The organism is Antarctobacter sediminis (assembly GCF_019218285.1).
GTDB classification, from domain to species: Bacteria; Pseudomonadota; Alphaproteobacteria; order Rhodobacterales; family Rhodobacteraceae; genus Antarctobacter; species Antarctobacter sediminis.
Map to the genome: position 1 here is coordinate 490,594 of NZ_JAHUZG010000001.1, position 25,201 is coordinate 515,794.

Sequence of the window (25,201 nt, forward strand, 5' to 3'; positions counted from 1 at the left end):
GTCTCAACCTCGTTTTTCGTCGGGGGCGGGGCCGCCCTGTATGTTTCGGATGGGCCATGCAGCGGGGCTCCGACAGGGCCCGCGGCGACATGCGCCTGACGTACTCATGAGCGCGCGAAAATACGCAGTGCCGCCGATTTGGCAAGCGGAATCTCAGCCCTCACGGTCCTTGTCCTGCATTTTTTCGCGCAAACCTGCAAGCCCCGCAAAAGGTTTGCTGTCTTCATCGGTCATCGGGGCGATTCCCTCTGCCGCGAACTGGGCGTCGCCCAGTTCGACACCGTCCTTGCGGGGGTAGGTCGGCAGCGCCAGCGAAAGCGACTCGATCATCGCGCCTTCGATGTCGATTTCTTCCCCTAGCTCTTCGACGCTGTCGTCTTCGGGCATTTCGGTTTCCGATCCGGGATCCGGCTGGGCGATCCGGCTGGCGGGCAGGTATTCGCGGACGACGGTCGTGTCGATGCGTGTGGTGACCGGCTCCAGCGTGACGATGCAGGACTGTACGGCCGTTGCGCCCAGTTCAGCCTCCAGCCGCCAACCGTATTTGCCCAGAGGCCGCAACTCTCCTTTGAAACGCAGCTTGCGAAGTGTTTCGGCGCCGAGTTCGGCCGCGATGCGCGCCCGGTCGTCGGGGCCGGGTTCCAGATGCACGGGCGTGGGGCCGGTGTTGCGCAGGCTGGCGACACGGAGGCGCGGCGGAGTAGAGGGGGCGTCACTGGACATGGCTACGGGTTTTCCTGCGCTTGAATGGCGGGCGTTCCTTCTGTAATCGGGATAGGTGGCAGAAGGGCCCATGACAAGAGGGGCATGGAATGAACGGATTTGCAGGCAGGATCAAGGCGCTGATCGCGGTAATCATGATGGTGGCGCTGTCGGCCTGTGCCGCGCAGTACCGCACGCATGGCTATCTGCCTTCTGAAGAGGATCTTCAACAGATCGTCCCCGGCGTGGATACCAAGGCCTCGGTCGAGGATCTGATCGGCGTGCCCAACGCCGCAGGCGTGCTGAATGGATCGGGCTACTACTATATTGAAACGCAGGTCCGCCATTTCGCCTATCAAAAACCCAAGGTCGTCGAACGTACGATCGTTGCCATCACCTTCGATGAAAACGATGTTGTGACCAATATCACCACTTACGGGCTGGATGACGGGCGCGTGGTGGCGATCAACCGCCGTGTCACGCAGACCACGGATGGCGACATCAGCTTTATCCGCAAACTCTTTGGCAACGTCGGCGGTATCTCGGCCAGCAACCTTCTGGGCGGCTGATCGCCGGCCTTCGGGCCGCCGTGAAACCGTCATTTGATTGTCACGCGGTTTTGGCATCTCGTTCGGAAAGCGCGCATCGAGTCGCGCCCGGGCAGGAGAGATCCAGATGATCATGCTGAGCCGCGGACGCTATCGCGCCCGCATGGCCGACGGGGCCTTGGATATCGACGCCGCCCAGGTTCTGCGGGGGCGCGCCTTTCACGGCGGCGGGCGGGATGTGGATACGTTTGACTCCGTCTGCGACCATGTGCTGATCGAAGACGCCCGGACCGGCGCGCTGGTCTGTTGTTTCCGCTTCCTGCCGCTGGCAAGCGGGGGTGAGATCGGGCGCAGCTATTCGGCGCAGTATTACGAATTGTCCGCGCTGGAGGCTTTTGAGGGCCGCATGGTCGAAATGGGCCGGTTCTGCATCGACCCCGACCTGCAAGACCCTGATATTCTTCGCGTCGCTTGGGGCGCGATGACCACCTATGTCGACGCGCAGGGGGTCGAGATGCTGTTTGGCTGCGCGAGTTTCTCGGGCACGGATGCGCGGGATTATTACGATGCCTTCGCGATGCTCAAGGCGCGCCACCTTGCGCCGCGCCGCTGGTTGCCGCGGGTCAAGGCCCCCAATGTCTTTCGTTTCGCGCAGCGGCTGCGCCGTCAACCGGACGCCAAGAAGGCCATGCTGAGGATGCCGCCGCTATTGCGGACGTATCTGATGATGGGGGGGTGGGTCAGCGATCATGCGGTGGTCGATGCCAAGATGAACACGCTGCATGTTTTTACCGGGGTCGAAATTGCCGCCATCCCGCCCGCCCGCAAGAAGCTGTTGCGCGCCGTTGCGGGCTGATCCGCGTTCCGGTTCCAGCGTCTCACATCGCGCGCGCCATTGACGAAATCATCGCGCGCGATTAGCTGGCGGCCATGGCTCCTCCTCCTCTGCTTCAAATCACCGGGATTTCGCTGACCTTCGGCGGCAATCCTGTTTTCGACGATCTTTCACTGACCGTGCACCAAGGGGACCGTGTGGCCCTTGTGGGGCGCAACGGGTCGGGAAAATCAACCTTGATGAAGGTCATGGCCGGGCTGGTCGAGGCAGACAAGGGCGACCGTGTCGTGCCTGCCGGCATCTCTGTCGGCTACATGGAGCAGGAACCGGACCTGTCGGGCTTTGAAACGCTGGGCGCTTTTGCGTCGTCGGAACTGGCCCCGTCCGAGATGTATCGGGTCGAACGCGCATCGGAAGGGTTGAAGTTTGATCCCGACCGGCTGGTCGCGACTGCTTCGGGTGGTGAACGCCGCCGGGCCGCGCTGGCGAAACTGATGGCCGAAGCGCCGGACCTTATGTTGCTGGACGAGCCGACCAACCATCTGGACATCGAGGCGATCGCCTGGCTTGAAAATGAGCTGAAGAGCACTCGCAAGGGCTTTGTCCTGATTTCGCACGACCGCCGCTTTCTCACCGAACTGACGCGTGCGACGCTTTGGATCGACCGGGGCGAAGTGAAACGGCAGGAAAAAGGCTTTTCCGAGTTCGAAGCTTGGCGGGACAAGGCATGGGATGAGGAAGACACCCAGCGCCACAAGCTGGACCGGAAGATCAAATCCGAGGCCCGCTGGGCCGTCGAAGGTATCAGCGCCCGTCGCAAGCGCAATCAGGGCCGGTTGCGTGCGCTTCAGGACATGCGCAAGGAACGCGCCTCGCAGATTCGTCGGCAGGGGGCAGCCGCGCTGGAGATGACCTCTGGTCCCAAGTCGGGCAAGAAGGTGATCGAGGCCACGGGCATCAGCCATGCATTTGGCGACAAACCCATCATCCGCAACCTTGACCTGACCGTTCAGCGCGGTGACCGCGTGGCCTTTGTGGGGCCGAATGGCGTGGGCAAGACGACGCTTATCAAGATCCTCACCGGCGAAATCACCCCGGACGAGGGCAGCGTGAAACTGGGCACCAATCTGGTGCCGGCGGTTTTTGACCAGAGCCGCGCGCAACTGGACCCCGAGGCCTCGCTTTGGGACAGCCTGACAAATGACACCGACATGCGCGTGTCCGGCCAGTCGGATCAGGTCATGGTGCGCGGCACGCCGCGTCACGTCGTGGGCTATCTCAAGGACTTCCTTTTTGACGAACGGCAGGTGCGCGCGCCGGTGCGGTCCTTGTCAGGCGGGGAAAAGGCGCGGTTGCTGCTGGCCAAGCTTTTGGCGCGGGAATCGAACCTGTTGGTGCTGGACGAACCGACCAACGATCTGGACGTTGAAACGTTGGACCTCCTGCAAGAACTGTTGGACGACTACGATGGCACGGTCATGTTGATCAGCCACGACCGGGATTTCCTTGATCGTGTTGCCACAACGACCGTCGCGATGGAGGGCAGGGGCCGGGCCACTGTCTATGCCGGTGGCTGGACCGATTATCAGGCGCAAAAACGCGAACAGGAGGCTCCGGTCAAGAAGGCGAAGCAGGCCGCCAAACCCGAGACAGGTTCTGCCGCGGCACCGGCACCCTCCGCCGCCAAGGCGACCCTCAGCTTCACCGAAAAACACCGGCTTGAGGAATTGCCGGGCCTGATCGACCGACTGACCGCCGAGATCGCCAAGCTGGAAGACTTCCTTGCCGCGCCGGATCTCTTTTCCAAGGAACCGGTCAAGTTCCAGAAGGCGACCGACGCCCTGGTCGAGCGGCAAACCGCCCTGTCTGACGCCGAAGAGGAATGGCTGGAATTGATGGAAAAAGCCGAAGAGGCCTGACAGCTTCTGGTTGCAGCATCCATGCGAATGTCGCGGGCTCAGCGGTCTGATCCTTCAGTCCGCTTTGCGCCCCAGCCCCATCAGCCGCGCCAGCACGCTCATTTCAACCACCGTCAGCAGGATGCGGACCACGTGATGCAGGCTGACCAGCGCGGGGTTGGCCGCGAGGCTGAGCGCCACGATGGACATCTCCGCAACTCCTCCCGGGGCAAAGCTGATCAGCAGGTGCAGCCATTCGATCCCTGTGATCTGCCATAGCAATGCTGACAGGATCGCGCCCAACGCCATCATGTAGCCCACCGACAACAGCGCCAGCCAGGCGCAGCGACGGATCAAGGCAAGGCCCACGCCCTTGAACCGCATCCCAAGGCTGACACCGATTACCAGTTGCGCGCTGGCGATCAGCCAGACAGGCAGGTGCAAGTCCAGAACCCCGGTGACCGTGGCCAATGCGGCAAGGATCAATGGCCCGCTCAATTGAGCGGCGGGCAAGCGGATGAGCTTGCCCAGCCACAGCCCAAGCCCCGCAGCGAGGCAGATCAGAAACAGTGCCTGCGGCGTCACCGGGGCAGTTTCGGCTCCGGCCGACAGGCCCGCCGCGCTGCCGACCGGCTCTCCGAGCCAGAGCGACAGGCCCAGTGGCAGCAGGGTGATGACCACGATGATCCGCAGGAATTGTTGCGTGGTCATAACACGGATGTCGGCCCCCGCACCTTCGCCCATAACGATGCTTTCCATAAGTCCGCCGGGCGTTCCCGAATAGAAAGCCGTGGCGCGATCATAGCCGCCAAGTCTTTGGAAAATCGCCATGTTTCCAAGGTGCGCCAACGCCACAAAGATCACCAGTGCCGCCATGGTCCAAGGCAGATCGCCCGCAAGTGTCAGCAGTTCGGCAGTGACCTGAGTGCCGATCATGACCCCGATCAGGGCGACAAAGCCGGTCCGGAATTTGAGCGGAAAAGCATAGTCGTTCAGGAAGCCCGGTTCCCACATCAGAACCACCAGCGCCGAGGCGAAGAGCCCGCCCAGCATCCATGGCATCGGCAGATGCGCCCAGGCTGCAAACGCGCCGCCAAGCGTACCGAAGGCAAGGACAAGGGCGGTTTGCCAGACAAGGCGGAACGGGGGGACTTCGGGCATGATGCGATTTTTCATTCGGGATCGGCGCAGTATGCGCCTCGGGATTCCCTTCGCGTCCAGATGGCTCTAAGTCTCGGGGCATGTCCACCCCGCTGTTCATTGGATCGAACATCTATCGCGGCTCCGTCTACGGGGCGCGGCATCCGTTGTCGATCCAGAGGGTGCCCGCCGTGACGGACCTTTGCCGCGCACTTGGCTGGTTGCCGGCAGTACGTTACCGGACATCGCCAAGGGCCAAGCCGGAGGCGCTGACCGGGTTTCATACATCCGCCTATGTTGCCGCCTTGCAGGCCGCCGAGGCGAGTCAATCCGTCGATGACGCGACGCGCGAGCGGCACGGTTTGGGCACACTGTCGAACCCGGTATTTGCCGAGATGTACCGCCGCCCCGCGACCGCCGCCGGGGGCGGTTTGCTGGCCGCAGAACTGGTGACGCATGGGGGCGTGGTCTACAATCCCGGAGGCGGGCAACATCACGGGCTGCCGGACCGGGCGGCGGGCTTTTGCTATCTGAACGAACCGGTTTTGACGATTCGCCGCCTGCTGGACATGGGGCTGTCTCGCGTGGCCTACGTGGACATAGACGCGCATCACTGTGACGGGGTCGAGGCGGGCTTTTCGGGCGAGCCCCGGGTGCGGATGATCTCGGTACATGAAGCGCGCCGCTGGCCTTTCACCGGGACATTGCAAGAGACTGCTGGCGGGACGGCCTTCAACCTGCCTGTGGCGCGGGGCTTTAACGATACGGAGTTCACCATGGTGCTACAGGAGCTCGTCCTGCCTGCGGTCGCCGACTTCCGGCCCGACGCCATCTATCTGCAATGCGGGGCGGATGCCTTGGCCGAAGATCCGCTGGCGCGGCTGGCCCTGTCGAACCGCTGTCATGTGGCTGCGGTACGTGCCCTGCGGGATCTTGCGCCGCGCCTGATCGTGTCGGGTGGGGGCGGCTACAACCCGTGGAGCGTGGCGCGATGCTGGACCGCAGTCTGGGGCGAACTCGCCAGAGAGCCGGTTCCCGAACGGCTGCCGCGGCAAGCCGAAACCCTGATGCGTGGCCTGACGTGGCACCGCAAGGCCCAGCCAGCTGAGACGCTGCTGACCAGTCTGCTGGACGCTCCCCGCAACGGTCCGGTATCGCGGGATCTGCGCGCGGACCTGTCGGTGCTGAGGGCGCGTTTGCAGCGCACCCTGTAACAGTCTGGGATTTCGTGAAAATTTCTGGAGCGGGTAGCGGGAATCGAACCCGCGCGTTCAGCTTGGGAAGCTGACAGGCTACCATTACATCATACCCGCCGCGAGCTGCATCGGTATCTTAGCTGCCCCCGCGCGTCAAGGGTGCGCGCGTGGTGACTTTCGCCCTTGGCGCGCCTGCGCTAAGCCTTGCAAAACACAATGAAGGGGGAGAGGACGATGACGCTTCAATTGCCTGCCGGGGGCACGTTCGTGGGGCGCGCTTGGCGTCCGGACATCGGACCTGCCGTGGTCGTGCGCCGGGGGGATCATCTGGTCGATATTACCAGCAGCAAAGTGCCGACCATGCAGGCACTCTTGGAACTGGACGACCCGGCGGGTTTCGCAAATGGGGCCGAGGGTCCGGTACTCGGGGCGCTACAAGATGTCGCCAAACCCTCTGCCGACGGTCTGCGCTTGATGGCGCCATGCGATTTGCAACCGGTCAAAGCCTGCGGGGTGACTTTCGTTTCCTCGATGCTGGAACGGGTGATTGAAGAACAGGCCAAGGGCGATCCGGCGCGGGCCGAGGCTATCCGCGAACGGTGCGCCGCGATCCTTGGCGAAAGCCTGCGTGCTGTGCAGCCCGGTTCGGAAAAGGCGGGGCAGCTCAAGGAAGTGCTGATCGCCGATGGCGTCTGGTCGCAATACCTTGAGGTTGGGATCGGCCCCTATGCCGAGGTGTTTTCCAAGGCGCAGCCCATGTCCGCCGTGGGCTTTGGCGCCGAGGTCGGGCTGCATCCGGTTTCGACATGGAACAACCCGGAACCGGAGATCGTGCTGGCGTGTGACAGCACCGGGCGCGTACGGGGCGCGACTTTGGGCAATGACGTGAACCTGCGCGATGTCGAGGGCCGTTCAGCGCTGTTGCTGGGCAAGGCCAAGGACAACAATGCCTCTTGTGCGGTCGGGCCGATGTTGCGGCTGTTCGATGACAGCTATGGCATCGACGATGTACGTCAGGCCGAGCTGACGCTGACCGTAACTGGTGAGGATGGTTATGTCCTGAACGGGCGCAGCAGCATGTCCCAGATCAGCCGCGATCCGCTTGACCTCGTTTCGCAGACTTTCGGGGCGCATCATCAGTATCCGGACGGCTTCTTTCTGATGCTGGGTACGCTTTTTGCCCCGACAGAGGATCGTGACCATCCCGGCGAAGGCTTTACCCACAAGCTGGGCGATGTTGTCGAGATATCCGAACCATCGCTTGGGCTGTTGCGGAACACCGTGCGCCTGTCGACGGAATGCGCGCCTTGGGTCTTTGGCACCAGCGCCCTGATGCGCAACCTCGCGGGGCGGGGCCTGTTGTAATCGAATGCTCCGGGGCCATCATTCCGGCCCCGGAGCCTGTCGCGGCTCGGCTCAGGCCCGCTTGCGCCGACGACGCCCGCCGGGCTTGTCATCGCCACCGGTGTTAAAGCTCACGTCCGGCAGGTTAACGATCTTGCCCAGTTCCGGGAACGGATCCGTGGCATGCGGGATCGCGTTGGCGTTTACGAAATGCTCTTGGAACTTGGGTTCGATGGCGGTCTCGACCTTCGTGATCTCGCGGACCACCCGCTCGATTTCGCGCCGGGCACCAAGGTTGCACAGGGCGATACGGGCACCGGTGCCGGCGGCATTGCCCGCGCTGGTGACTTTCTCCAGCGGCACGTCGGGGATCATGCCCAGCACCATGGCGTGCAGCGGCGAGATATGCGCCCCAAAGGCACCGGCCAGCACCACGCGATCCACCTTGTCCACGCTGCGCGTGTCCATAAGCAGGCGGGCGCCGGCATAAAGCGCCGATTTCGCCAATTGGATCGCGCGGATGTCACCTTGGGTCACGGTGATGCGGGGCCCGCCCTCGGCGGTGCCATCGTGAACCAGATAGCTGAACGTGCGGCCTTCGGGTTGGCAGCGGTCGGTGCCTGTTTTATCCGGCCCGCCAATCAGCCCCGAGGGATCCAGAAGGCCCGCGATGCGCATTTCGGCCACCGCTTCGATGATGCCCGAACCGCAAATGCCCGTGATGCCGGTTGCGGCGGTTTCCGTCCAAAAGCCGTCTTCGTCCGACCATTTGTCACAACCGATGACGCGGAACCGGGGTTCCTTGGTTTCGGGATCAATGCGGATCGCCTCGATCGCGCCGGGGGCGGCCCGTTGGCCAGAGCTGATCTGCGCGCCTTCAAAGGCGGGCCCGGTCGGGGAGGAACAGGCCAGCACGCGGCTGGTATCGCCCAGAAGGATCTCGGCGTTTGTCCCGACATCAACAATAAGCGCCAAGTCTTTGGATTTTCCGGGTTCTTCGCTTAGGGCGACGGCGGCGGCATCGGCCCCGACATGGCCCGCGATGCACGGCAATACATAGATCTGCGCGGCCTGCGGCAGCGTCTTCAACTGGAGGTCACGCGCCGTCAGTGTAACGGCGTTCGAGGTCGCAAGTGCAAAGGGAGCCTGTCCCAGTTCCACCGGATCAATGCCCAGAAGCAGATGATGCATCACCGGGTTACAGACAAAGACGGTTTCAAGGATCAGCGCCGGGTCGATCCCGGCCTCGGCGGCGATTTCCTTGGCAAGCGTGTCGATGGCCTCGCGCACGGCACGGGTCATTTCCGCGTCACCGCCGGGGTTCATCATGGAATAGGACACCCGGCTCATCAGGTCTTCGCCAAAGCGGATCTGCGGGTTCATGATGCCCGAAGAGGCGACCACCTCGCCGGTGTCGAGGTTCGTCAGATGTGCGGCGACGGTGGTCGACCCAAGGTCAATGGCAAGCCCATAGATCCCGGCCTCATGCAGACCTGGCCATGCCGCCACAAGCCGGGGCACTGCGTCTTGATCGTCTTTGTGCAAGGCAACGGTAATTTTCCACTGGCCCTTGCGCAGGATGGGTTGCAACCGGGCAAGTGTGGAAAACTCTGTGGATATTTTGGGGATATCCCATTGCGCCGCCAGAGCCTGCTCGACGCGCTCCAGATCCCCGGTCGGTTCGTGCATGTCGGGTTCCTGCACCTCGACATAATACAGCCGCGTGGCGGGATCCATTTCGATCACGCGGGCCGAGGCCGCCTTGCGCACCACCTGGCGGTGGACCTGGCTTTCGGGTGGAACGTCGATGACGACATCCTGCTGAACCGTGGCCTGACAGCCAAGACGCCGGCCCGTTTTCAGACCGCGCACCCTGTCATAACGCTCTTCAACGGCGTTCCATTTGGACAGGGCATCCTCGGCCACGGTGACGCCGTGTTTGGGGAAATCGCCGTACGAAGGTGTAATCTGGCACTTCGAACAGATGCCGCGCCCGCCGCAAACGCTGTCGAGGTCGACGCCCAACTGGCGGGCGGCGGTCAGAACTGGGGTGCCCACGGGAAAGCGCCCACGCTTGCCCGAGGGGGTGAAGATCACGAGAGGGTCTTTGGACATGCTATGCTCCTGCCGATTGGCGGGACCATAGCGTTTGCACGCGCGAGGAAAAGCCGTAGCGCGTCAGGATGCGGCCGGAAAACGGCACGCGGCAGTCCTGACGCGACCCGAAGCTGGCAAAAGCCGGTTACAACCCGTCCAGCCAGCGCAGGATTTCGCCACGGTTGCCGTCCAGATCGGGCGCGGGCGCACGCGAGGTCGGATCGGGCGCATCCGTCATCTTGATCGGGTTGCCGGCGGCCTTGTAGGCTTGCCGCCCGTTCTTGTCCAAGACATCGACCACCATGTTGCGCGCAAGGATCTGCGGATCCTTGAGCACCTGCGCCACATCCTGAATCGGGCCGGTGGGGATCCCCGCCGCCGCCAGCCGCGAGATCCAGTAGGCGCGGGTATTTTCTAGTGTAACTGCCTCGATCAACCGTTTGAGAAGGCGCGCATTTTCGCATCTGGCCGGATTGGTGGCAAATCGCGGATCGTCCGAGATCGGCAAGTTCAGCGCGATGCAGAGTTTTTCGAACAACCGGTCATTCCCGGCAGCGATCACGAACAGACCGTCGCTGGCATGGAAGGTTTCGAACGGTGTGATCGAAGGATGCCGCGCGCCCGATGGCCCCGGGGCCTTGCCGGTGACAGTGGTCAGGGCCACCGCGTGTTCAAGGATGGCCAACTGGCTGTCCAGCATGGCCACGTCGATCTTGCGCCCCAGTCCGGAACGGTCACGGTCCAGCAATGCGGCAAGAATGCCCTGCGACAGGAACATGCCCGCCACGATATCGCCGATCGAGGCCCCGACGCGCACCGGCTCGCGGTCTTTTTCGCCAGTGATCGACATGACGCCGCCGCGTGCCTGCACCACCATGTCATAGGCCGGACGTTTCGAATCCGGTCCCGAATGGCCAAAGCCGGAGACCGCGCCGTAAACCAGACGCGGAAAGGCGGCGTGCAGGTCTTCCCAGCCATAGCCGAGCCGTTCCATTACGCCGGGACGGAAATTTTCGACGATGACATCGGCCCGCGCCAGCAGACGCTCAAAGATTTGCCGGTCGGCGTCGGCCTTGAGGTTCAGCGAGATGCTTTTCTTGCCATGGTTGATAGCCGCGAAATAGGCGGATTTGCCATCCTTGAAGGGGGGGAAGGCCCGTGTGTCATCACCGGAACCGGGCGGTTCCACCTTGATAACCTGCGCGCCCATATCCGCCAGCGTCATGGTGCAGAACGGCCCGGCAAGGACATGGGTCAGATCGAGAATCACGTATCCGGCTAGGGGGGCGGTCATGGGCGGGTCCTGTAGGGGTTGTCATGTGCTCTGCACCACAGAAGCGTGACAGCGTCGTGACGGCAAGGGTTGGTTTCCGGGGCGGCGGTCTATGGCCGGGGAATGCCCGCGTGAAAGACAAATCCCAGCAGGTTCATCAACACTTGCGCCGCAAGGATCGAGGTACTGCCCGTCGGATCATAATCCGGGGCGACCTCGACAAGGTCGATGCCGACGATGGCATGGCGGCGCGTGACCTGCTGCAACAGTTCAAGGACCTCATAATACAGGAACCCGCCGTGGCTGGGGGTGCCGGTGCCGGGGGCAATCGACGGGCAGAAGGCATCAATGTCGATGGTGACATAGACCGGCGCGCCCGCCGGGATCCGCTGGGCGGTGGCCAGTGGACCCAAGACCCGCATCTGACGGACTGACAGGATGTCAGAGCCGCGCGCGCGGGCGTCGTCATACCCCTCGCGTGCGGTGGACGAAACATTGCGGATGCCCACCTGTGTCAGGCCCGAGACCCAAGGCTTTTCTGCGGCGCGGCGCATCGGATTGCCGTGGCCGCGGGTGACTCCATGACGTTCGTCCACGAAATCAAGGTGGGCGTCGATCTGAAGCACGTGGAAAGGCGGTTGGCCTTCATAGGCTTCGATACAGGGAATGTTGATGGAATGATCGCCGCCGATGGTAACGGGCAGGGCGCCTGCCCGCAGCGCGGCCTCAACCCCTTTTCGGATGTTGGCATGGCTGGTCAGCGTGTCGGTGTGAACGATGTCCGCATCCCCCATGTCAACAATCCGCACACCGTCCAGATAGGTCACATCGTCCTCGTGGTCATAGGCCCCTGAGTGACCAAAGCTAAAAAGCGTCGAGGCTTCGCGCACGCCCCGCGGCCCGAACCGCGCGCCCGCCCGCCATTGCGTGCCCGCGTCAAACGGCGCGCCAAGGATGGCGGCATCGGCCTCCAGCCGGTCCCAATCGGGCTGGTAGGGGGCCTTGGCAAAGGTGCAGATGCCGGTGAAGGGCAGGTTCAGGCGTCCGCCTTCGTATCCGTGGCTCATGTGATGCGCTCCTGTTTTGCGGTCAGCCTAGCCATGGCCGCAAGGCAGGCAAGCGGTGCTTGCCTCGCGGCGGGACTTGCCGCAATCTGCCCGGCGTCAGGTGCCCCGCACGGGGAGAATCGGGAAGCCGGTGCGAATCCGGCGCGGGCCCGCCGCTGTAAGGGGGACGGAGCGGACAGACGCCACTGGGACCATCCGGGAAGGCGTCCGCTGCGGAAGATCCCAAGCCAGAAGACCGGCCTGACGACATGGACCGGCGTCTGGACAGCGCCCGGTCGCTGTCATTTGCGGAGCCAAACCATGAGCGATCCCGTCATCGCGCCCGATCGGGCGCGCCAATTCACCCCGGAAGAACGCCGGGCGCTGTACGATGTCATTTATGCGCGTCGCGACGTGCGGAACGAGTTCCTGCCAGATCCGGTTGCCCCGGAGACCCTGCGCCGGGTGCTGGAAGCGGCCCACGCGGCGCCCTCGGTCGGGTTCATGCAGCCCTGGAACTTTATCCTTTTGCGGGATGCCGCCCGACGGCAGGCCATTCACGCGGCCTTTGAGCAGGCCAATGCCGAAGCGCAAGAGATGTTTTCAGGCGAAAAACGCTCGAAATACGCGGCGCTGAAACTGGAGGGCATCCTCAAGGCACCGCTGAACATCGCGGTAACCTGTGACCGCACGCGGGGCGGCAAGGTTGTGCTGGGCCGCACCCATAACCGGGATATGGATCTGTACTCCACGGTCTGCGCCGTCCAGAACCTGTGGCTTGCCGCGCGGGCCGAAGGACTGGGCGTCGGCTGGGTCAGCATCTTTCGGCAAGACGATCTGCGCGCGCTTCTTGGTGTGCCGGAAACCGTCGAGATCGTTGCCTACCTTTGTGTCGGCCATATCGAAGAGACATTCTCGGAACCGGAGTTGCAGGCGCGGGGCTGGCGCAAGCGGCTGAACCTCGACAGCCTTATCATGGAAGGTCACTGGCAGGACGCGCCGGGCATGTGCGACCACGGGCAGGGAACGTGATCGACCAGACCACCGCGAAACGGATCAACCTGCTGCATGGCGCGCCGCGTTTCGTGTTGCGGGTCGATCCGGCGACCGGGCGGGGCGAGGTTTCGAACCCATCGCGGGTGCCAAAGGCCAGCGGCGAATACTGGATCCATGGCACCACGATCCTCTCTGGTGGCGTGGAACTGCCGTCCGTTCTTGTCGTGGATACCGACAGCGGCGGCACTTTGCGCGCGGTTTTCTGGAAAGGGGCGGATGGCGGCTGGATCGACAGCCAGAACCCGCAGGTGCCGGAGATGCTGGGACTGTCCCGCGACCGCATCTTTCCCTTTGACTGGCGGTTCGACGTGCCGCTGGAGCACGACATTTTCCATCCTGCACCCGCCCGGACACGCCGCCGCACCGCGCGCTCTTTCCTTTCCCGTCTGCTCATGCGATAGGGACGCGCCAACCGATCCCTCCCAAGGAGTGCCCCCATGGAGATTCGCGAGGCCCTGACCTTCGATGACGTTCTGCTTGTACCCGCGGCCTCTAACGTGTTGCCGTCCACGGCTGACACGCGCACGCGGGTGACCAAGTCGATTGCACTGAACATCCCGCTTTTGAGTTCCGCGATGGACACGGTGACCGAAAGCCGTATGGCGATCACCATGGCCCAGGCGGGCGGCATGGGGGTCATTCACAAGAACCTCGGTGTCGAGGAACAGGCCCGCGAAGTGCGGCGGGTCAAGCGCTTTGAAAGCGGGATCGTCTACAACCCGGTGACGCTGCGCCCGGACCAGACGCTGGGCGATGCCCGGATGTTGACGGAACGCTATGGTTTCACCGGGTTCCCCGTTGTGGATGAGAGCCACCGCGTCGTGGGCATCGTGACCAACCGAGACATGCGGTTTGCCCAGAACGATGCAACGCCGGTTCATGCGATGATGACGCATCAGAACCTTGCCATCCTGACCGAACCGGCAGACCGGCAAGAGGCGATCAGCCTGATGAAGGCGCGGCGCATCGAAAAGCTGCTGGTGACAGACAAGGACGGCAAACTGACCGGCCTGCTGACCCTCAAGGACACCGAGATGGCGGTGCTGAACCCGACCGCCTGCAAGGACAATCTTGGCCGACTGCGCGTGGCGGCGGCCACGGGCGTTGGCGATTCAGGCATCGAACGCTCCGAGGCACTGGTCGACGCCCAGGTGGACATCCTGGTGGTGGACACGGCGCATGGCCATTCCGCCGGCGTGATCCAGGCCGTGGAACGGGCCAAGCGCCTGTCGAACGAGGTGCAGGTCATCGCGGGCAACGTTGCCACCGCCGAAGCCGCGCGCGCGCTGATCGACGCGGGTGCCGATGCCGTCAAGGTCGGCATCGGGCCGGGGTCGATCTGTACCACGCGGATGGTCGCCGGTGTCGGTGTGCCGCAGCTGACCGCGATCATGGATTGCGCCCGCGAGGCCGGTGACGTTCCGGTGATCGCCGATGGCGGCATCAAGTTCTCGGGCGATTTCGCCAAGGCGATTGCAGCCGGGGCATCGTGCGCGATGGTCGGTTCGATGATCGCGGGCACCGATGAGAGCCCGGGCGAGGTCATCCTTTACCAAGGCCGCTCGTTCAAGGCCTATCGCGGCATGGGCTCGTTGGGGGCCATGGCGCGCGGGTCGGCGGATCGCTATTTCCAGAAGGATGCGGCCAGTGACAAACTGGTGCCGGAAGGGATCGAAGGGCAGGTGCCCTACAAAGGTCCGGCGGGCACGGTGATTCACCAGTTGGTTGGCGGGTTGCGTGCGGCCATGGGCTATACCGGCTGCGCAACCGTCGAAGAGATGCGCCACAACTGCCAATTCGTGAAGATCACCGGCGCGGGGCTGAAGGAAAGCCACGTCCACGACGTGCAGATCACGCGGGAGTCGCCGAACTACCGGATCGGTTGAACGGGTTTAGGGTTGGGGACGGGACTCGGCCCCCTTTTCAAGGGGGCCATCGCCCGCCCGCCAACCCTTTGCCCGCCGGTCACCGCCGGGTTTGGCTATGCTGTCAGTCTTCGTGGATGCCGTCAGCGGTAAAGGCACCGCCTTGGTAAACCACGTCCGGCGCATCTGCGGGAAAGCGGGACTGGCTGGCGTCGAGCTTGTCGCGAAACACTTCGGAATTGTCCTGCGGGCGCCAGCCCAGCCAGGCGATTTTCGTATTATCCCACCAGACCGTGTCATTGTCAGAGACGCCATAGATCACCGGGCAGCCAAGCCGCGGCGCGTCAAAGACCTTTTCGATCAGCATGGCGAAATCGCCATAAGACATCCATGACGACAGCATCCGGTGGGATTTCGGCTCGTCAAACGAAGAGCCGATGCGCACCACCGCGGTTTCTTGTCCGAACTTGTTCCAATAGGCCGAGGCCATCATCTCGCCAAAGACCTTGGACACGCCGTAAAGCCCGTCGGGCTGGGGATAGACCGTATTGTCGATGACCTGATCCTGCCGGTAAAACCCCACCGCGTGGTTGGACGAGGCAAAGACGATACGGGGCTTGCCGTGTTTTCGGGCGGCCTCGTAAAGGTTGTAGACGCCTTCGATATTGGCGTTGCGGATTACCTCCCATGTGCCTTCGATGGATTTGCCACCGAAATGAACGATGCCGTCACAGCCCTCGACCAAGGCCTCGACCGCCTGTTTGTCGGCAAGATCGCAGGGCATGATTTCCTCATGCGGCGCGGCATCTTCCATATCGGCTACGTCTGACAACCGGATCGTCCTGGCCAGATGGGTCAACCGGCTGCGCATGGCTTGGCCAAGTCCGCCGGCGGCACCGGTAATCAGCAGTCGGTTCAGTTTGGAATCGGTGTGCATGATTGGTCCTGTCTGTTCCTGTCTCAACCGGCGAAGCGCGCCTGGGGCACGCCCTGAACGCCAAGGCCCGTGATCGCGAATAGCCCGCCGGCCTGCGGCTGATGGGCGTGTGGGTCCATATCCTCGCCGCCGATCGTGGTCAGGTAGAGCACGTCAAGGTTGGGGCCGCCGAACATGGGCCGCGAAGGTTTTTCCACCGGCAGGTCGATGGTCATGTCCAGCTTGCCGGCTGGCGTGATCCGGTACAGTTGCCAGCCGCCGACACCGGCCTGCCAGTAACAGCCATCCGCATCCACCGTCCCGCCATCGGGCCGACCGCGTACCGCGTGGGTGTCGAAAAACACCCTTGGCGCGCCGGGGGTTCCACTATCGAGATCATAGTCGCATTCCCAGATGGTGCGGATGTGCGGGGCGCTGTCCGAGAAATACATCTTGTCCCCGTCAGGCGAAAAGCTCAGCCCGTTGCAGGTGTAAATGCCGTCGCGCCACGCGGTGACCGACAGATCCGGGTCCAGCCGGTAAAAGGTGCCCGAGGGCGGCAGGCTGAGATCGCGCGGGTCACGCATCGTGCCAGCCCAGAAACGGCCCGCCGGGTCGGTCTGGCCATCGTTGAAACGGTTGTGGGGCAGGTGGGATTCGGGGTCGTTGATCGGGGTCAGCGCGCCGCTGTCCCAGTCCATCAGTTTGAATCCGGAATAGGTGGCCAGCACCAGCCCGCCGCCCTCGCGCAGGGCGAAACTGCCGATCTTTTCACCAATCTCGCGGGTTTCAGTGTATCCCGATGTGGGGTCGGTGCAATGGATCAGACCCGCCGGAATATCCACCCACCACAGCCGTTCGGTCCGGACATCCCAGACAAGTCCCTCGCCGATGCCGCTCTGGCTGTCGACGAGACAGTCGATTTCTATGCCCACGGGGGCTCCTCCCTTTGCTTTGTTGAGCGCTAACATGGGGCAAGGCGCGGGTCTCGTCAAAGGACTCGTGCTGGGGTAGGCAGGGCCTGCAACACCACCGGAGAGCCGACCATGACCCCCGCCGCCCGCGCACAGGCCGCCATCGAGCTATTGGACCAGATCGCAGCCGGGAAACCGGCAGAGCAGGCTCTGACAAGCTGGGGGCGGGCGTCGCGCTATGCCGGGTCAAAGGATCGAGCTGCGGTGCGCGACCTTGTGTTCGACGTGTTGCGCTGCTGGCGGTCCTCGGCGGTGGCCGGCGGTGGAGAAAGCGGGCGCGCGCGCCTTTTGGGCGCGTTGCGGCTCCGCGGTGAAGATCCGGATACGGTGTTCACCGGTCTGGGACATGCGCCATCGCCCCTGAGCACCGAGGAACAGGCCGCCGGACGCCCTTTGGACGTGAACGAGGCGATGGACCTGCCCGACTGGCTGGCCGAACGGTTCCGTAAGAGCCTTGATGACCGGGCGGAAAGCACCGCAGAGGCGTTGCGCCACCGGGCGGATGTGTTTTTGCGGGTCAATCTGCTGCGCGGGGATTTGGGCGCGGCCATAGCGCAACTAGCAGGCGAAGGGATTGCGGCAGAACCGCATGAGCTGTCTCCGACGGCACTGCGGGTTACGGAAGGCGCGCGCAAGGTCAATCGGAGCCACGCCTATACCCAAGGTTTGGTGGAATTGCAGGATGCGGCCAGTCAGGCGGTGGTCGACCTGATGCCGCTGTCCGCTGGTCAGTCGGTGCTGGATTTTTGTGCTGGGGGCGGCGGCAAGGCGCTTGCCATGGCTGCCCGGATGCAGGGCGGCCCGGTTTTTGCCCATGATGCTGCCCCTCGGCGTATGGTCGATCTGCCTGCCCGCGCGGCGCGGGCGGGGGCCGATATCCGCCTTGTTCACGACCCGCGCGGTCCTTTCGACCTTGTTCTGTGCGATGTTCCCTGTTCCGGCAGCGGTTCATGGCGTCGCGCGCCGGAAGGCAAATGGCGCCTCACGGAAGATCGGCTGGCAGAGCTGTGTCGCATTCAGGCCGAGATCATGGATCAGGCCAGCCAGATGGTGGCGCCCGGCGGTGTCTTGGGGTTTGCCACCTGTTCGGTCCTGCATGAAGAAAATGCCGATCAGGTCTCGGCGTTTCTTGACCGGACCCCGGGATGGAAGATCGAGGCGCAGCGCCAATGGCTTCCTTCCGATGGCGGCGACGGGTTCTTTGCTGCGGTCCTGCGTCGCGGAGATGATTGATCATACAACTTTGACGCGAACCCGCACGACGGTTAACGTGGCTTTAACGATGCAGGCTGGCAATATGACATGAACCGAATCGAGAGCCCGGGGGACGGTGTGGAGGCGGCAGTTGACATTGCGCAAAAGCGGCAAAGTGCTTTGACACCGATATTCGGTGCGGCCGCATTGGTTGTTCTGGCCACCCTTTCCTTGCTGATCTCTCAATTCGCCACCATCCGGGCGGTCGAGGTGGTCGCGCTGGCAGCAACCGGGGCCTTTGGATGCCTTGCCATGGCATGGCTGATCATCGACAGGATCTCGGGCGGGCGCAGCAAGCGCCGGATCGCCATGTTGGCCGATTTCATCGAAACGGAACCGGCCTTTTGCTTTCTGACCGACGGGGACGGAGGGGTTCAACGCAGCAACCGTTCGGCGAGAGAGCGGTTCACGGTCGCGGATGACAGCCATCTGTCGGCGCTCCTGCGCGATGTCTTTGCCAGTTCCGAGGGCATCATCTATCGCCTGCAACAAAGGGCGTTGCGCGATGGGGCCGCGGTCGAGGACGTCACCAGCCATTCCGAAGGGTATCGGATCTATGTGCGTGCCTTTCGCCCGGACCTGATGCTTTGGCGGCTGGAAAACGAATCTCAGCGGGCCGGGGGGCGCACCCGGGCCGATCTGTCGGTGATTTCGCTGGGGCGCAACGGGGCGGTCTTGTACATGAACCCGGTGGCGCGCGACCTTGTCGGCCAGCGGGTGAAACGTCTGGATGACATCTTTGCCGATCTGCCTCTGCGGCCCGGCGGCGTACACTGCCTCAAAGGCGCCCACGCGGGGCAAAGCGTTCTTGTCCACAGTTCGGACATCGGCGGCGGGCGGCAGGAACTGGTCCTGTCGCCCATCGCCGAGGATTCGGGCCGGCAGGACCTGATGGGCAGCTTTGACGGGCTGCCCGTGCCGTTGCTCAAGGTGTCTCCGGCCGGGCAGGTCCTTCGCGCGAACCCCGAGGCGCGGCGCTTGCTGAATCTGGGGCAGGGCGAACCGGGTCATGTGGCCGAACACATGGAAGGGTTGGGACGGGCGATCAAGGACTGGCTGCAAGAGGCCGCGGATGGCAGGGGCCTGCACCGTTCAGAATTCCTGCGGCTGACACGCGCCGACCGCGAGGTATTTGTGCAGGTGACACTGAACCGGGTGATCGACGATGGCGAAACGGCGCTGATCGCGGTGCTGAATGACGCAACCGAGCTAAAGACCCTCGAAGCCCAGTTCGTCCAAAGCCAGAAGATGCAGGCCATCGGCCAGTTGGCGGGCGGAGTTGCTCATGATTTCAATAATTTGCTGACCGCCATTTCCGGCCATTGCGACCTGTTGCTGTTGCGGCATGATCAGGGTGATCCGGATTACGGCGACCTTGTGCAGATCAATCAGAATGCCAACCGCGCCGCTGCGCTGGTGGGGCAGTTGCTGGCTTTCTCACGCAAGCAAACCATGCAGCCCGAGGTCATGGACCTGCGCGACACGCTGTCCGATCTGGCGCATCTGCTGAATCGTCTGGTGGGCGAAAAGGTTCGTCTGACACTGAAACATGATCCGGTTCTGCCACCGGTGCGCGGGGATCGCAGGCAGTTGGAACAGGTCATGATGAACCTCGTCGTCAACGCGCGCGATGCCATGCCCGAAGGCGGCGAGATCGTGGTTGAAACGGAACGCCGTGAATTGAACGAACCGCTGACCCGTGACAGGGCCGTCGTTGCGCCGGGCACCTATGTGGCGGTGCGTGTCACCGATGAAGGCATCGGGATCCCGCAGGACAAGCTGCAAAAGGTCTTTGAGCCTTTCTTTACCACCAAACGCACCGGCGAGGGCACGGGCCTTGGGCTGTCGACGGTCTATGGCATCGTCAAGCAGACCGGCGGATTCATCTTTGTCGACAGTGTTGTGGGGCAGGGCACGTGTTTCACATTGCTGTTCCCGGCTTTCGAAACGCCGAAACAGGAAGAAGTGAAGGTCGAACAGAAAGAAGCCAAGAAACTGCCGGAACAGGGATCCGGCGTGGTTCTTCTGGTCGAGGACGAGGCCCCGGTGCGCGCCTTTGCCGCCCGCGCCCTGCGACTGCGCGGCTACACCGTGATCGAAGCGGAGACGGCCGAAGATGCCTTGGAAACGCTGGATGACGCCGATCTGGCGGTGGATATTTTTGTCACCGATGTGGTGATGCCGGGCATGGACGGGCCGACATGGGTCCGCAAGGCTCGCGAACGTCGCCCCGACACGCGCGTGGTTTTTGTGTCCGGTTACGCCGAGGATGCATTTGGCGAAGGCAGCGAAGAAATCCCGAACTCGGTTTTCCTGCCCAAGCCGTTCTCGCTGTCTGATCTGACGGAAACCGTTCACCAGCAATTGAACTGAGCGGCTGGTCCTAACGGGCCTTTTCCCATGTCTCGAAATCCGCCGCGCATTTGCGGTGCAGTTTGGCCGCGATGTCAGGGGACAACGTCAGGTCCTTCCGGGGCGACACATTGGCCTGCGGAATCTCCAGCCGGGTTTGCAGGCGATCCTCCAGAAAGCGGACTAGGTCGGGCTGGTTTTCGTATTTGAACAGATACTGGACCGACACGCCATTGGGCCGCGGCTCGACGAACTTGGCCTGACTTCCCACATTGGCAAAGGGCGGCCGTTCGCCGCGCGTATAGGCATCACAGAAAGCGTCAAAGCTGACCCCCTTGGTCGAGGTCGGCTTGCCGTCCAGAAAGTCTCGTTGCCGGTAGCGATACCATGATCCCAGCCAATCGACCGGTTCGCGGATAACGGCCAAAAGCTCCATCTCGCCCCCTTGTTTTTCAAACATGGGGCGGAAGAAACGGTTGTAGCGATAGACCGGCGCGTGTTTGAGCTCTGGCGGATCCGAAACCACCATGGATGCCACCGGGCCAAACGCCCGCGCAAAGGCCGACGTACCGGTCTTGGGGACCGCCAACATCACCAAACGCGCTTTCCAGAACACGAGCATTCAAATTGTTCCTGTTTTGTAAACCTTGCCTTAACCGTCCCGCGCCAAGCTGACCAGAGAAAGATTTAACTTGAACTGTTCTCGTTTTGATCTCATTAAGTTGAGAACAAGAGGTAAACGAAAGCAGCGATTGCCGCGCTCCCCGGCATATGGAATAAGGATCGAAACGCATGGCAACGGCAGATCTTCTGAGTATGGACAACAAGCGTAAGGCCGAAAAGCAAAAGGCCCTGGACAGCGCGCTGGCCCAGATCGAACGACAGTTCGGCAAGGGCTCGATCATGAAACTGGGTGGTGACAACCCGATCAAGGACATCGAGGCAACCTCGACCGGATCGCTTGGTCTGGATATCGCGCTGGGGATTGGCGGCCTGCCAAAGGGGCGGATCATCGAGATCTACGGCCCGGAAAGCTCGGGTAAGACGACGCTGACGCTGCATTGTGTGGCGGAAGAGCAGAAAAAGGGCGGTGTCTGCGCCTTTGTCGATGCCGAACATGCGCTGGATCCGCAATACGCCAAGAAACTGGGTGTGGACCTTGATGAACTGCTGATCTCGCAGCCCGATACCGGGGAACAGGCGCTGGAAATCACCGATACGCTGGTGCGTTCGGGGGCCGTCAGCATGGTTGTGGTCGACTCGGTTGCGGCGCTGACGCCGAAATCCGAACTCGAAGGCGACATGGGGGATTCGAACGTTGGCGTTCAGGCCCGTCTGATGAGCCAGGCAATGCGGAAGCTGACCGGTTCCATCAGCCGGTCGAACTGTATGGTGATCTTCATCAACCAGATCCGGATGAAGATCGGCGTGATGTTCGGTTCGCCCGAAACCACCACCGGGGGCAATGCGCTCAAGTTCTATTCTTCCGTGCGGCTCGACATTCGTCGTATCGGCTCGATCAAGGACCGGGACGAGGTCGTGGGCAACCAGACCAAGGTCAAGGTCGTCAAGAACAAGGTGGCGCCGCCGTTCAAGCAGGTCGAATTCGACATCATGTATGGCGAAGGCATCTCGAAAATGGGCGAGCTGCTGGATCTTGGTGTGAAGGCAGGCGTGGTCGATAAATCCGGGTCGTGGTTCAGCTATGGTGATGAACGCATTGGCCAAGGCCGTGAAAACGCCAAGAATTATTTGCGCGAAAACTCTCGTGTCGCGCTTGAGATCGAGGACAAGATCCGCGCCGCGCACGGGTTGGATTTCGATATGCCAGAGGATGATCCGGAACTGACCGAGGACTGATCCCGGTTGGAATGGAACCAAATGCGGGCGTCCCATTGGGGCGCCCGTTTGCGTTTCCCGGGCCTTGCGGTGCGGGTTGGCGCAAAACGGGGTCTTCGCGGCTGTGGACACTCGCGGACGGCGCAGATACATCTTCGCCGATCACTCGCCCGCGAAGAGACCCGATATGGCCAGCCTGAACGACATCCGCTCGACCTTTCTCAACTATTTTGAAAAGCAGGGTCACCAGATCGTGCCCTCCAGCCCGCTGGTGCCGCGCAACGACCCGACGCTGATGTTCGTCAACTCGGGCATGGTGCAGTTCAAGAACTGCTTTACCGGCGTCGAAAAGCGCGACTATGTCCGGGCGACCACCGCGCAAAAATGCGTGCGTGCCGGCGGCAAGCACAATGACCTCGACAATGTGGGTTACACCGCCCGCCACCACACCTTCTTTGAGATGCTGGGGAACTTTTCCTTCGGCGATTATTTCAAGACCGAGGCCATCCCCTTTGCATGGGAAGTGGTGACAAAGGAATTCGGGATCGACCCGACGCGGCTTTTGACCACGGTTTATCATACCGACGACGAAGCCTTTGAGATCTGGAAAAAGGTCGGCGTACCCGAGGACCGGATCATCCGGATCGCGACCTCTGACAACTTCTGGCAGATGGGGCCGACCGGCCCCTGTGGCCCCTGCACCGAGATTTTCTACGATCACGGCGATCACATCTGGGGCGGTCCTCCGGGATCGGCCGAGGAGGACGGCGACCGGTTCATCGAGATCTGGAACGTGGTCTTCATGCAGAACGAACAGTTCGAAGACGGCTCGATGAAGGCGTTGGACATGCAGTCGATCGACACCGGCATGGGGCTGGAACGGATTGGTGCGCTGTTGCAGGGCAAACACGACAACTATGACACCGACCTGATGCGCAGCCTGATCGAGGCCAGCGCCGACGCGACCAGCGTCGATCCCGACGGGCCGGGCAAGATGCATCACCGGGTCATCGCGGATCACCTGCGGTCGACCTCTTTCCTGATTGCTGATGGCGTTATGCCGTCCAACGACGGGCGCGGCTACGTGCTGCGGCGGATCATGCGTCGTGCCATGCGCCATGCGCATTTGCTGGGCGCGCAGGATCCGCTGATGTACCGGCTTGTGCCAGCGCTGGTTCGCCAGATGGGCGCGGCTTACCCCGAGCTTGGTCAGGCGCAGGCGCTGATCGAAGAGACGCTGAAATCGGAGGAAACGCGCTTCAAGGCGACGCTGGACCGCGGTCTGAAACTGCTGGACGACGAATTGGCTGGCCTGGACGAGGGCGCGCCTTTGCCGGGTGCGGCGGCGTTCAAGCTCTATGACACCTATGGATTCCCGCTGGACCTGACGCAGGATGCGCTGCGCGAGAAATCGCGTGAGGTTGATGTCGAAGGCTTCGACGCCGCCATGGCCGAACAAAAGGCCCGCGCCCGCGCGGCATGGTCCGGATCGGGCGAAGCGGCGGATGCGACTGTCTGGTTCGACATCGCCGATCAGCATGGCGCGACCGATTTCCTTGGTTATGACACCGAAACCGCCGAAGGTCAGGTTTTGGCCCTGGTGGCTGAAGGGGCCGAGGTTGATCGGCTGGAAGCGGGTCAAAGTGGATGGGTCATTCTGAACCAGACGCCGTTCTATGGCGAATCTGGCGGTCAGGTGGGCGATACCGGCTGGCTGCGCCGCCTCGAAGACGAGGACGAAGGCGCCACCGTCAGCGATACGCAAAAGATGGCGGGCGGCAAGATCACGGCTCATCATGTCACCGTGGATCGCGGAACGCTGACCAAAGGGGACGCCCTGCAACTGGAGGTCGACCACGGACGCCGTTCGGCGATCCGCGCCAATCACTCGGCCACGCACCTGCTGCACGAGGCACTGCGCGAGGCGCTTGGCGATCACGTTGCACAGCGTGGCTCGTTGAACGCGCCGGATCGGTTGCGGTTTGACTTCAGCCACTCCAAGGCGCTCAGTCTTGCGGAACTGCAAGCGGTCGAACGTGATGTGAACAGCTACATCCGCCAGAATGCCAAGGTCAGCACCCGGATCATGACGCCCGATGACGCGCGTGAAATCGGTGCTCAGGCCTTGTTTGGCGAGAAATACGGCGACGAAGTGCGGGTCGTGTCCATGGGGGTCCAGAGCGGTTCGGGCAAGGGCACCGACGGACAGACCTATTCGATCGAACTTTGCGGTGGCACCCATGTGCAGCAGACCGGTGATATCGGTTTGTTCGTGGCGCTTGGCGACAGCGCCTCCAGCGCGGGTGTCCGGCGGATCGAAGCCCTGACCGGCGCGGCGGCCTTTGACTATCTCAGCCAGCAGGATCATCGACTGGCCGAAGTGGCCGGTGCGCTCAAGGCGACGGCCGCCGATGTGCCCGCGCGGGTCAAGGCACTGTTGGAGGATCGCAAAAAGCTGGAAGCCGAAGTGGCGCAGCTGCGTCGTGAACTGGCCATGGCCGGCGGTGCCGGGCAGGGCGGCGGTGCAGAAGCCCGCGAAATCAACGGCGTAAAGCTGGTGGCACAGGTGCTAAGCGGCGTTACGGGCAAGGACCTGCCGCCGCTGATCGACGAGCACAAGGGCCGGATCGGTTCGGGCGCGGTGCTGCTGATTGCGGATGCGGGCGGCAAGGCGGCGGTTGCCGCCGGCGTGACCGATGACCTCAAGGACAGCCTCTCGGCCGTGGATCTCGTCAAGGCGGCGGTTGCGGAGTTGGGCGGCAAAGGCGGCGGTGGCCGTCCGGACATGGCGCAGGGCGGTGGCCCCAGCGCCGAAAATGCCGAGGCCGCGATCAAGGCCGCCGAAGCCGTTATCGGAGGAAAATGA

Annotated in this window: 20 protein-coding genes, 1 tRNA gene and 1 riboswitch; of the genes, 12 read left to right on the forward strand and 9 right to left on the reverse strand. The window is 62.8% G+C overall.

Annotated elements, in window-relative coordinates; translation table 11 throughout:
* Positions 1–153: 153 nt before the first annotated feature.
* Entirely contained in the window at positions 154–723 is a 570-nt protein-coding gene (locus KJP30_RS02365; RefSeq protein ID WP_246594327.1) for a YceD family protein, read from the reverse strand.
* 89 nt (positions 724–812) lie between these two features.
* On the opposite strand from KJP30_RS02365, the gene KJP30_RS02370 reads away from it, so the two are divergent.
* From KJP30_RS02370 to KJP30_RS02380, 3 genes are all read left to right on the forward strand, one after another.
* Positions 813–1,271, forward strand: coding sequence for an outer membrane protein assembly factor BamE (locus tag KJP30_RS02370; RefSeq protein ID WP_218447405.1), 459 nt, complete (start codon positions 813–815; stop codon positions 1,269–1,271).
* Positions 1,272–1,377: 106 nt separating this feature from the next.
* Positions 1,378–2,106 (forward strand): GNAT family N-acetyltransferase, encoded by a 729-nt coding sequence (locus KJP30_RS02375; RefSeq protein WP_218447406.1) that lies wholly within the window; start codon positions 1,378–1,380, stop codon positions 2,104–2,106.
* Positions 2,107–2,180: 74 nt separating this feature from the next.
* Complete coding sequence (locus KJP30_RS02380; RefSeq protein ID WP_218447407.1) at positions 2,181–4,004, forward strand: ABC-F family ATP-binding cassette domain-containing protein; 1,824 nt, start codon at positions 2,181–2,183, stop codon at positions 4,002–4,004.
* Positions 4,005–4,058: 54 nt separating this feature from the next.
* Here the strand turns inward: KJP30_RS02380 and KJP30_RS02385 are convergent, their stop codons facing one another.
* A complete protein-coding gene (locus KJP30_RS02385; protein WP_218447408.1) occupies positions 4,059–5,144 on the reverse strand; it encodes an AbrB family transcriptional regulator in 1,086 nt (361 codons plus the stop codon).
* A gap of 80 nt (positions 5,145–5,224) precedes the next feature.
* Between KJP30_RS02385 and KJP30_RS02390 the strand changes: the two genes are divergently transcribed.
* The gene (locus tag KJP30_RS02390) at positions 5,225–6,337 is read left to right on the forward strand and encodes an acetoin utilization protein AcuC (protein WP_218447409.1); all 1,113 of its coding nucleotides are present in this window, start codon (positions 5,225–5,227) and stop codon (positions 6,335–6,337) included.
* Between the two features lie 25 nt (positions 6,338–6,362).
* On the opposite strand, the gene KJP30_RS02395 is transcribed toward KJP30_RS02390, so the two are convergent.
* A tRNA-Gly gene (locus KJP30_RS02395) sits at positions 6,363–6,436 on the reverse strand.
* 117 nt (positions 6,437–6,553) lie between these two features.
* On the opposite strand from KJP30_RS02395, the gene KJP30_RS02400 reads away from it, so the two are divergent.
* A complete protein-coding gene (locus KJP30_RS02400) occupies positions 6,554–7,684 on the forward strand; it encodes a fumarylacetoacetate hydrolase family protein (protein WP_218447410.1) in 1,131 nt (376 codons plus the stop codon).
* 51 nt (positions 7,685–7,735) lie between these two features.
* Here the strand turns inward: KJP30_RS02400 and KJP30_RS02405 are convergent, their stop codons facing one another.
* The 3 genes from KJP30_RS02405 to speB all read right to left on the reverse strand — a co-directional run bounded on the left by KJP30_RS02405 (position 7,736) and on the right by speB (position 12,100).
* Positions 7,736–9,778, reverse strand: a complete 2,043-nt coding sequence (locus KJP30_RS02405) for an ASKHA domain-containing protein (RefSeq protein WP_218447411.1) — start codon at positions 9,776–9,778, stop codon at positions 7,736–7,738.
* 127 nt (positions 9,779–9,905) lie between these two features.
* A complete protein-coding gene (locus KJP30_RS02410) occupies positions 9,906–11,054 on the reverse strand; it encodes a CaiB/BaiF CoA transferase family protein (RefSeq protein ID WP_218447412.1) in 1,149 nt (382 codons plus the stop codon).
* Positions 11,055–11,143: 89 nt separating this feature from the next.
* Positions 11,144–12,100, reverse strand: coding sequence for an agmatinase (speB, locus tag KJP30_RS02415; protein WP_218447413.1), 957 nt, complete (start codon positions 12,098–12,100; stop codon positions 11,144–11,146).
* An 81-nt stretch (positions 12,101–12,181) separates the two neighbouring features.
* Positions 12,182–12,358: riboswitch (cobalamin riboswitch) on the forward strand.
* A 42-nt stretch (positions 12,359–12,400) separates the two neighbouring features.
* Between speB and bluB the strand changes: the two genes are divergently transcribed.
* From bluB to guaB, 3 genes are read left to right on the forward strand one after another with little or no spacing between them, the layout of a single operon-like run.
* A complete protein-coding gene (gene bluB / locus KJP30_RS02420) occupies positions 12,401–13,111 on the forward strand; it encodes a 5,6-dimethylbenzimidazole synthase (RefSeq protein WP_218447414.1) in 711 nt (236 codons plus the stop codon).
* Positions 13,108–13,536 carry a hypothetical protein gene (locus tag KJP30_RS02425; RefSeq protein WP_218447415.1) on the forward strand — a complete coding sequence of 143 codons (429 nt, stop codon included), beginning with the start codon at positions 13,108–13,110 and terminating at the stop codon, positions 13,534–13,536. The genes bluB and KJP30_RS02425 overlap by 4 nt, the downstream gene beginning before the upstream one ends.
* Before the next feature lie 36 nt (positions 13,537–13,572).
* Positions 13,573–15,021, forward strand: coding sequence for an IMP dehydrogenase (gene guaB, locus KJP30_RS02430; RefSeq protein ID WP_218447416.1), 1,449 nt, complete (start codon positions 13,573–13,575; stop codon positions 15,019–15,021).
* A 103-nt stretch (positions 15,022–15,124) separates the two neighbouring features.
* On the opposite strand, the gene KJP30_RS02435 is transcribed toward guaB, so the two are convergent.
* Both KJP30_RS02435 and KJP30_RS02440 read right to left on the reverse strand, forming a co-directional pair.
* Positions 15,125–15,937, reverse strand: a complete 813-nt coding sequence (locus tag KJP30_RS02435) for an NAD-dependent epimerase/dehydratase family protein (protein ID WP_218447417.1) — start codon at positions 15,935–15,937, stop codon at positions 15,125–15,127.
* A 23-nt stretch (positions 15,938–15,960) separates the two neighbouring features.
* Positions 15,961–16,851, reverse strand: a complete 891-nt coding sequence (locus KJP30_RS02440; RefSeq protein ID WP_218447418.1) for an SMP-30/gluconolactonase/LRE family protein — start codon at positions 16,849–16,851, stop codon at positions 15,961–15,963.
* A 111-nt stretch (positions 16,852–16,962) separates the two neighbouring features.
* On the opposite strand from KJP30_RS02440, the gene KJP30_RS02445 reads away from it, so the two are divergent.
* On the forward strand, positions 16,963–18,123 hold the full coding sequence (locus KJP30_RS02445) for an RsmB/NOP family class I SAM-dependent RNA methyltransferase (RefSeq protein WP_218447419.1): 1,161 nt from the start codon (positions 16,963–16,965) through the stop codon (positions 18,121–18,123).
* 69 nt (positions 18,124–18,192) lie between these two features.
* Complete coding sequence (locus KJP30_RS02450) at positions 18,193–20,517, forward strand: hybrid sensor histidine kinase/response regulator (protein WP_218447420.1); 2,325 nt, start codon at positions 18,193–18,195, stop codon at positions 20,515–20,517.
* A 10-nt stretch (positions 20,518–20,527) separates the two neighbouring features.
* Here KJP30_RS02450 and KJP30_RS02455 read toward each other — a convergent pair whose 3' ends face one another.
* Positions 20,528–21,118, reverse strand: a complete 591-nt coding sequence (locus KJP30_RS02455; RefSeq protein WP_218447421.1) for a gamma-glutamyl kinase — start codon at positions 21,116–21,118, stop codon at positions 20,528–20,530.
* Between the two features lie 170 nt (positions 21,119–21,288).
* On the opposite strand from KJP30_RS02455, the gene recA reads away from it, so the two are divergent.
* On the forward strand, positions 21,289–22,356 hold the full coding sequence (recA, locus tag KJP30_RS02460) for a recombinase RecA (protein WP_218447422.1): 1,068 nt from the start codon (positions 21,289–21,291) through the stop codon (positions 22,354–22,356).
* Between the two features lie 166 nt (positions 22,357–22,522).
* Positions 22,523–25,201, forward strand: a complete 2,679-nt coding sequence (gene alaS / locus KJP30_RS02465) for an alanine--tRNA ligase (protein ID WP_218447423.1) — start codon at positions 22,523–22,525, stop codon at positions 25,199–25,201.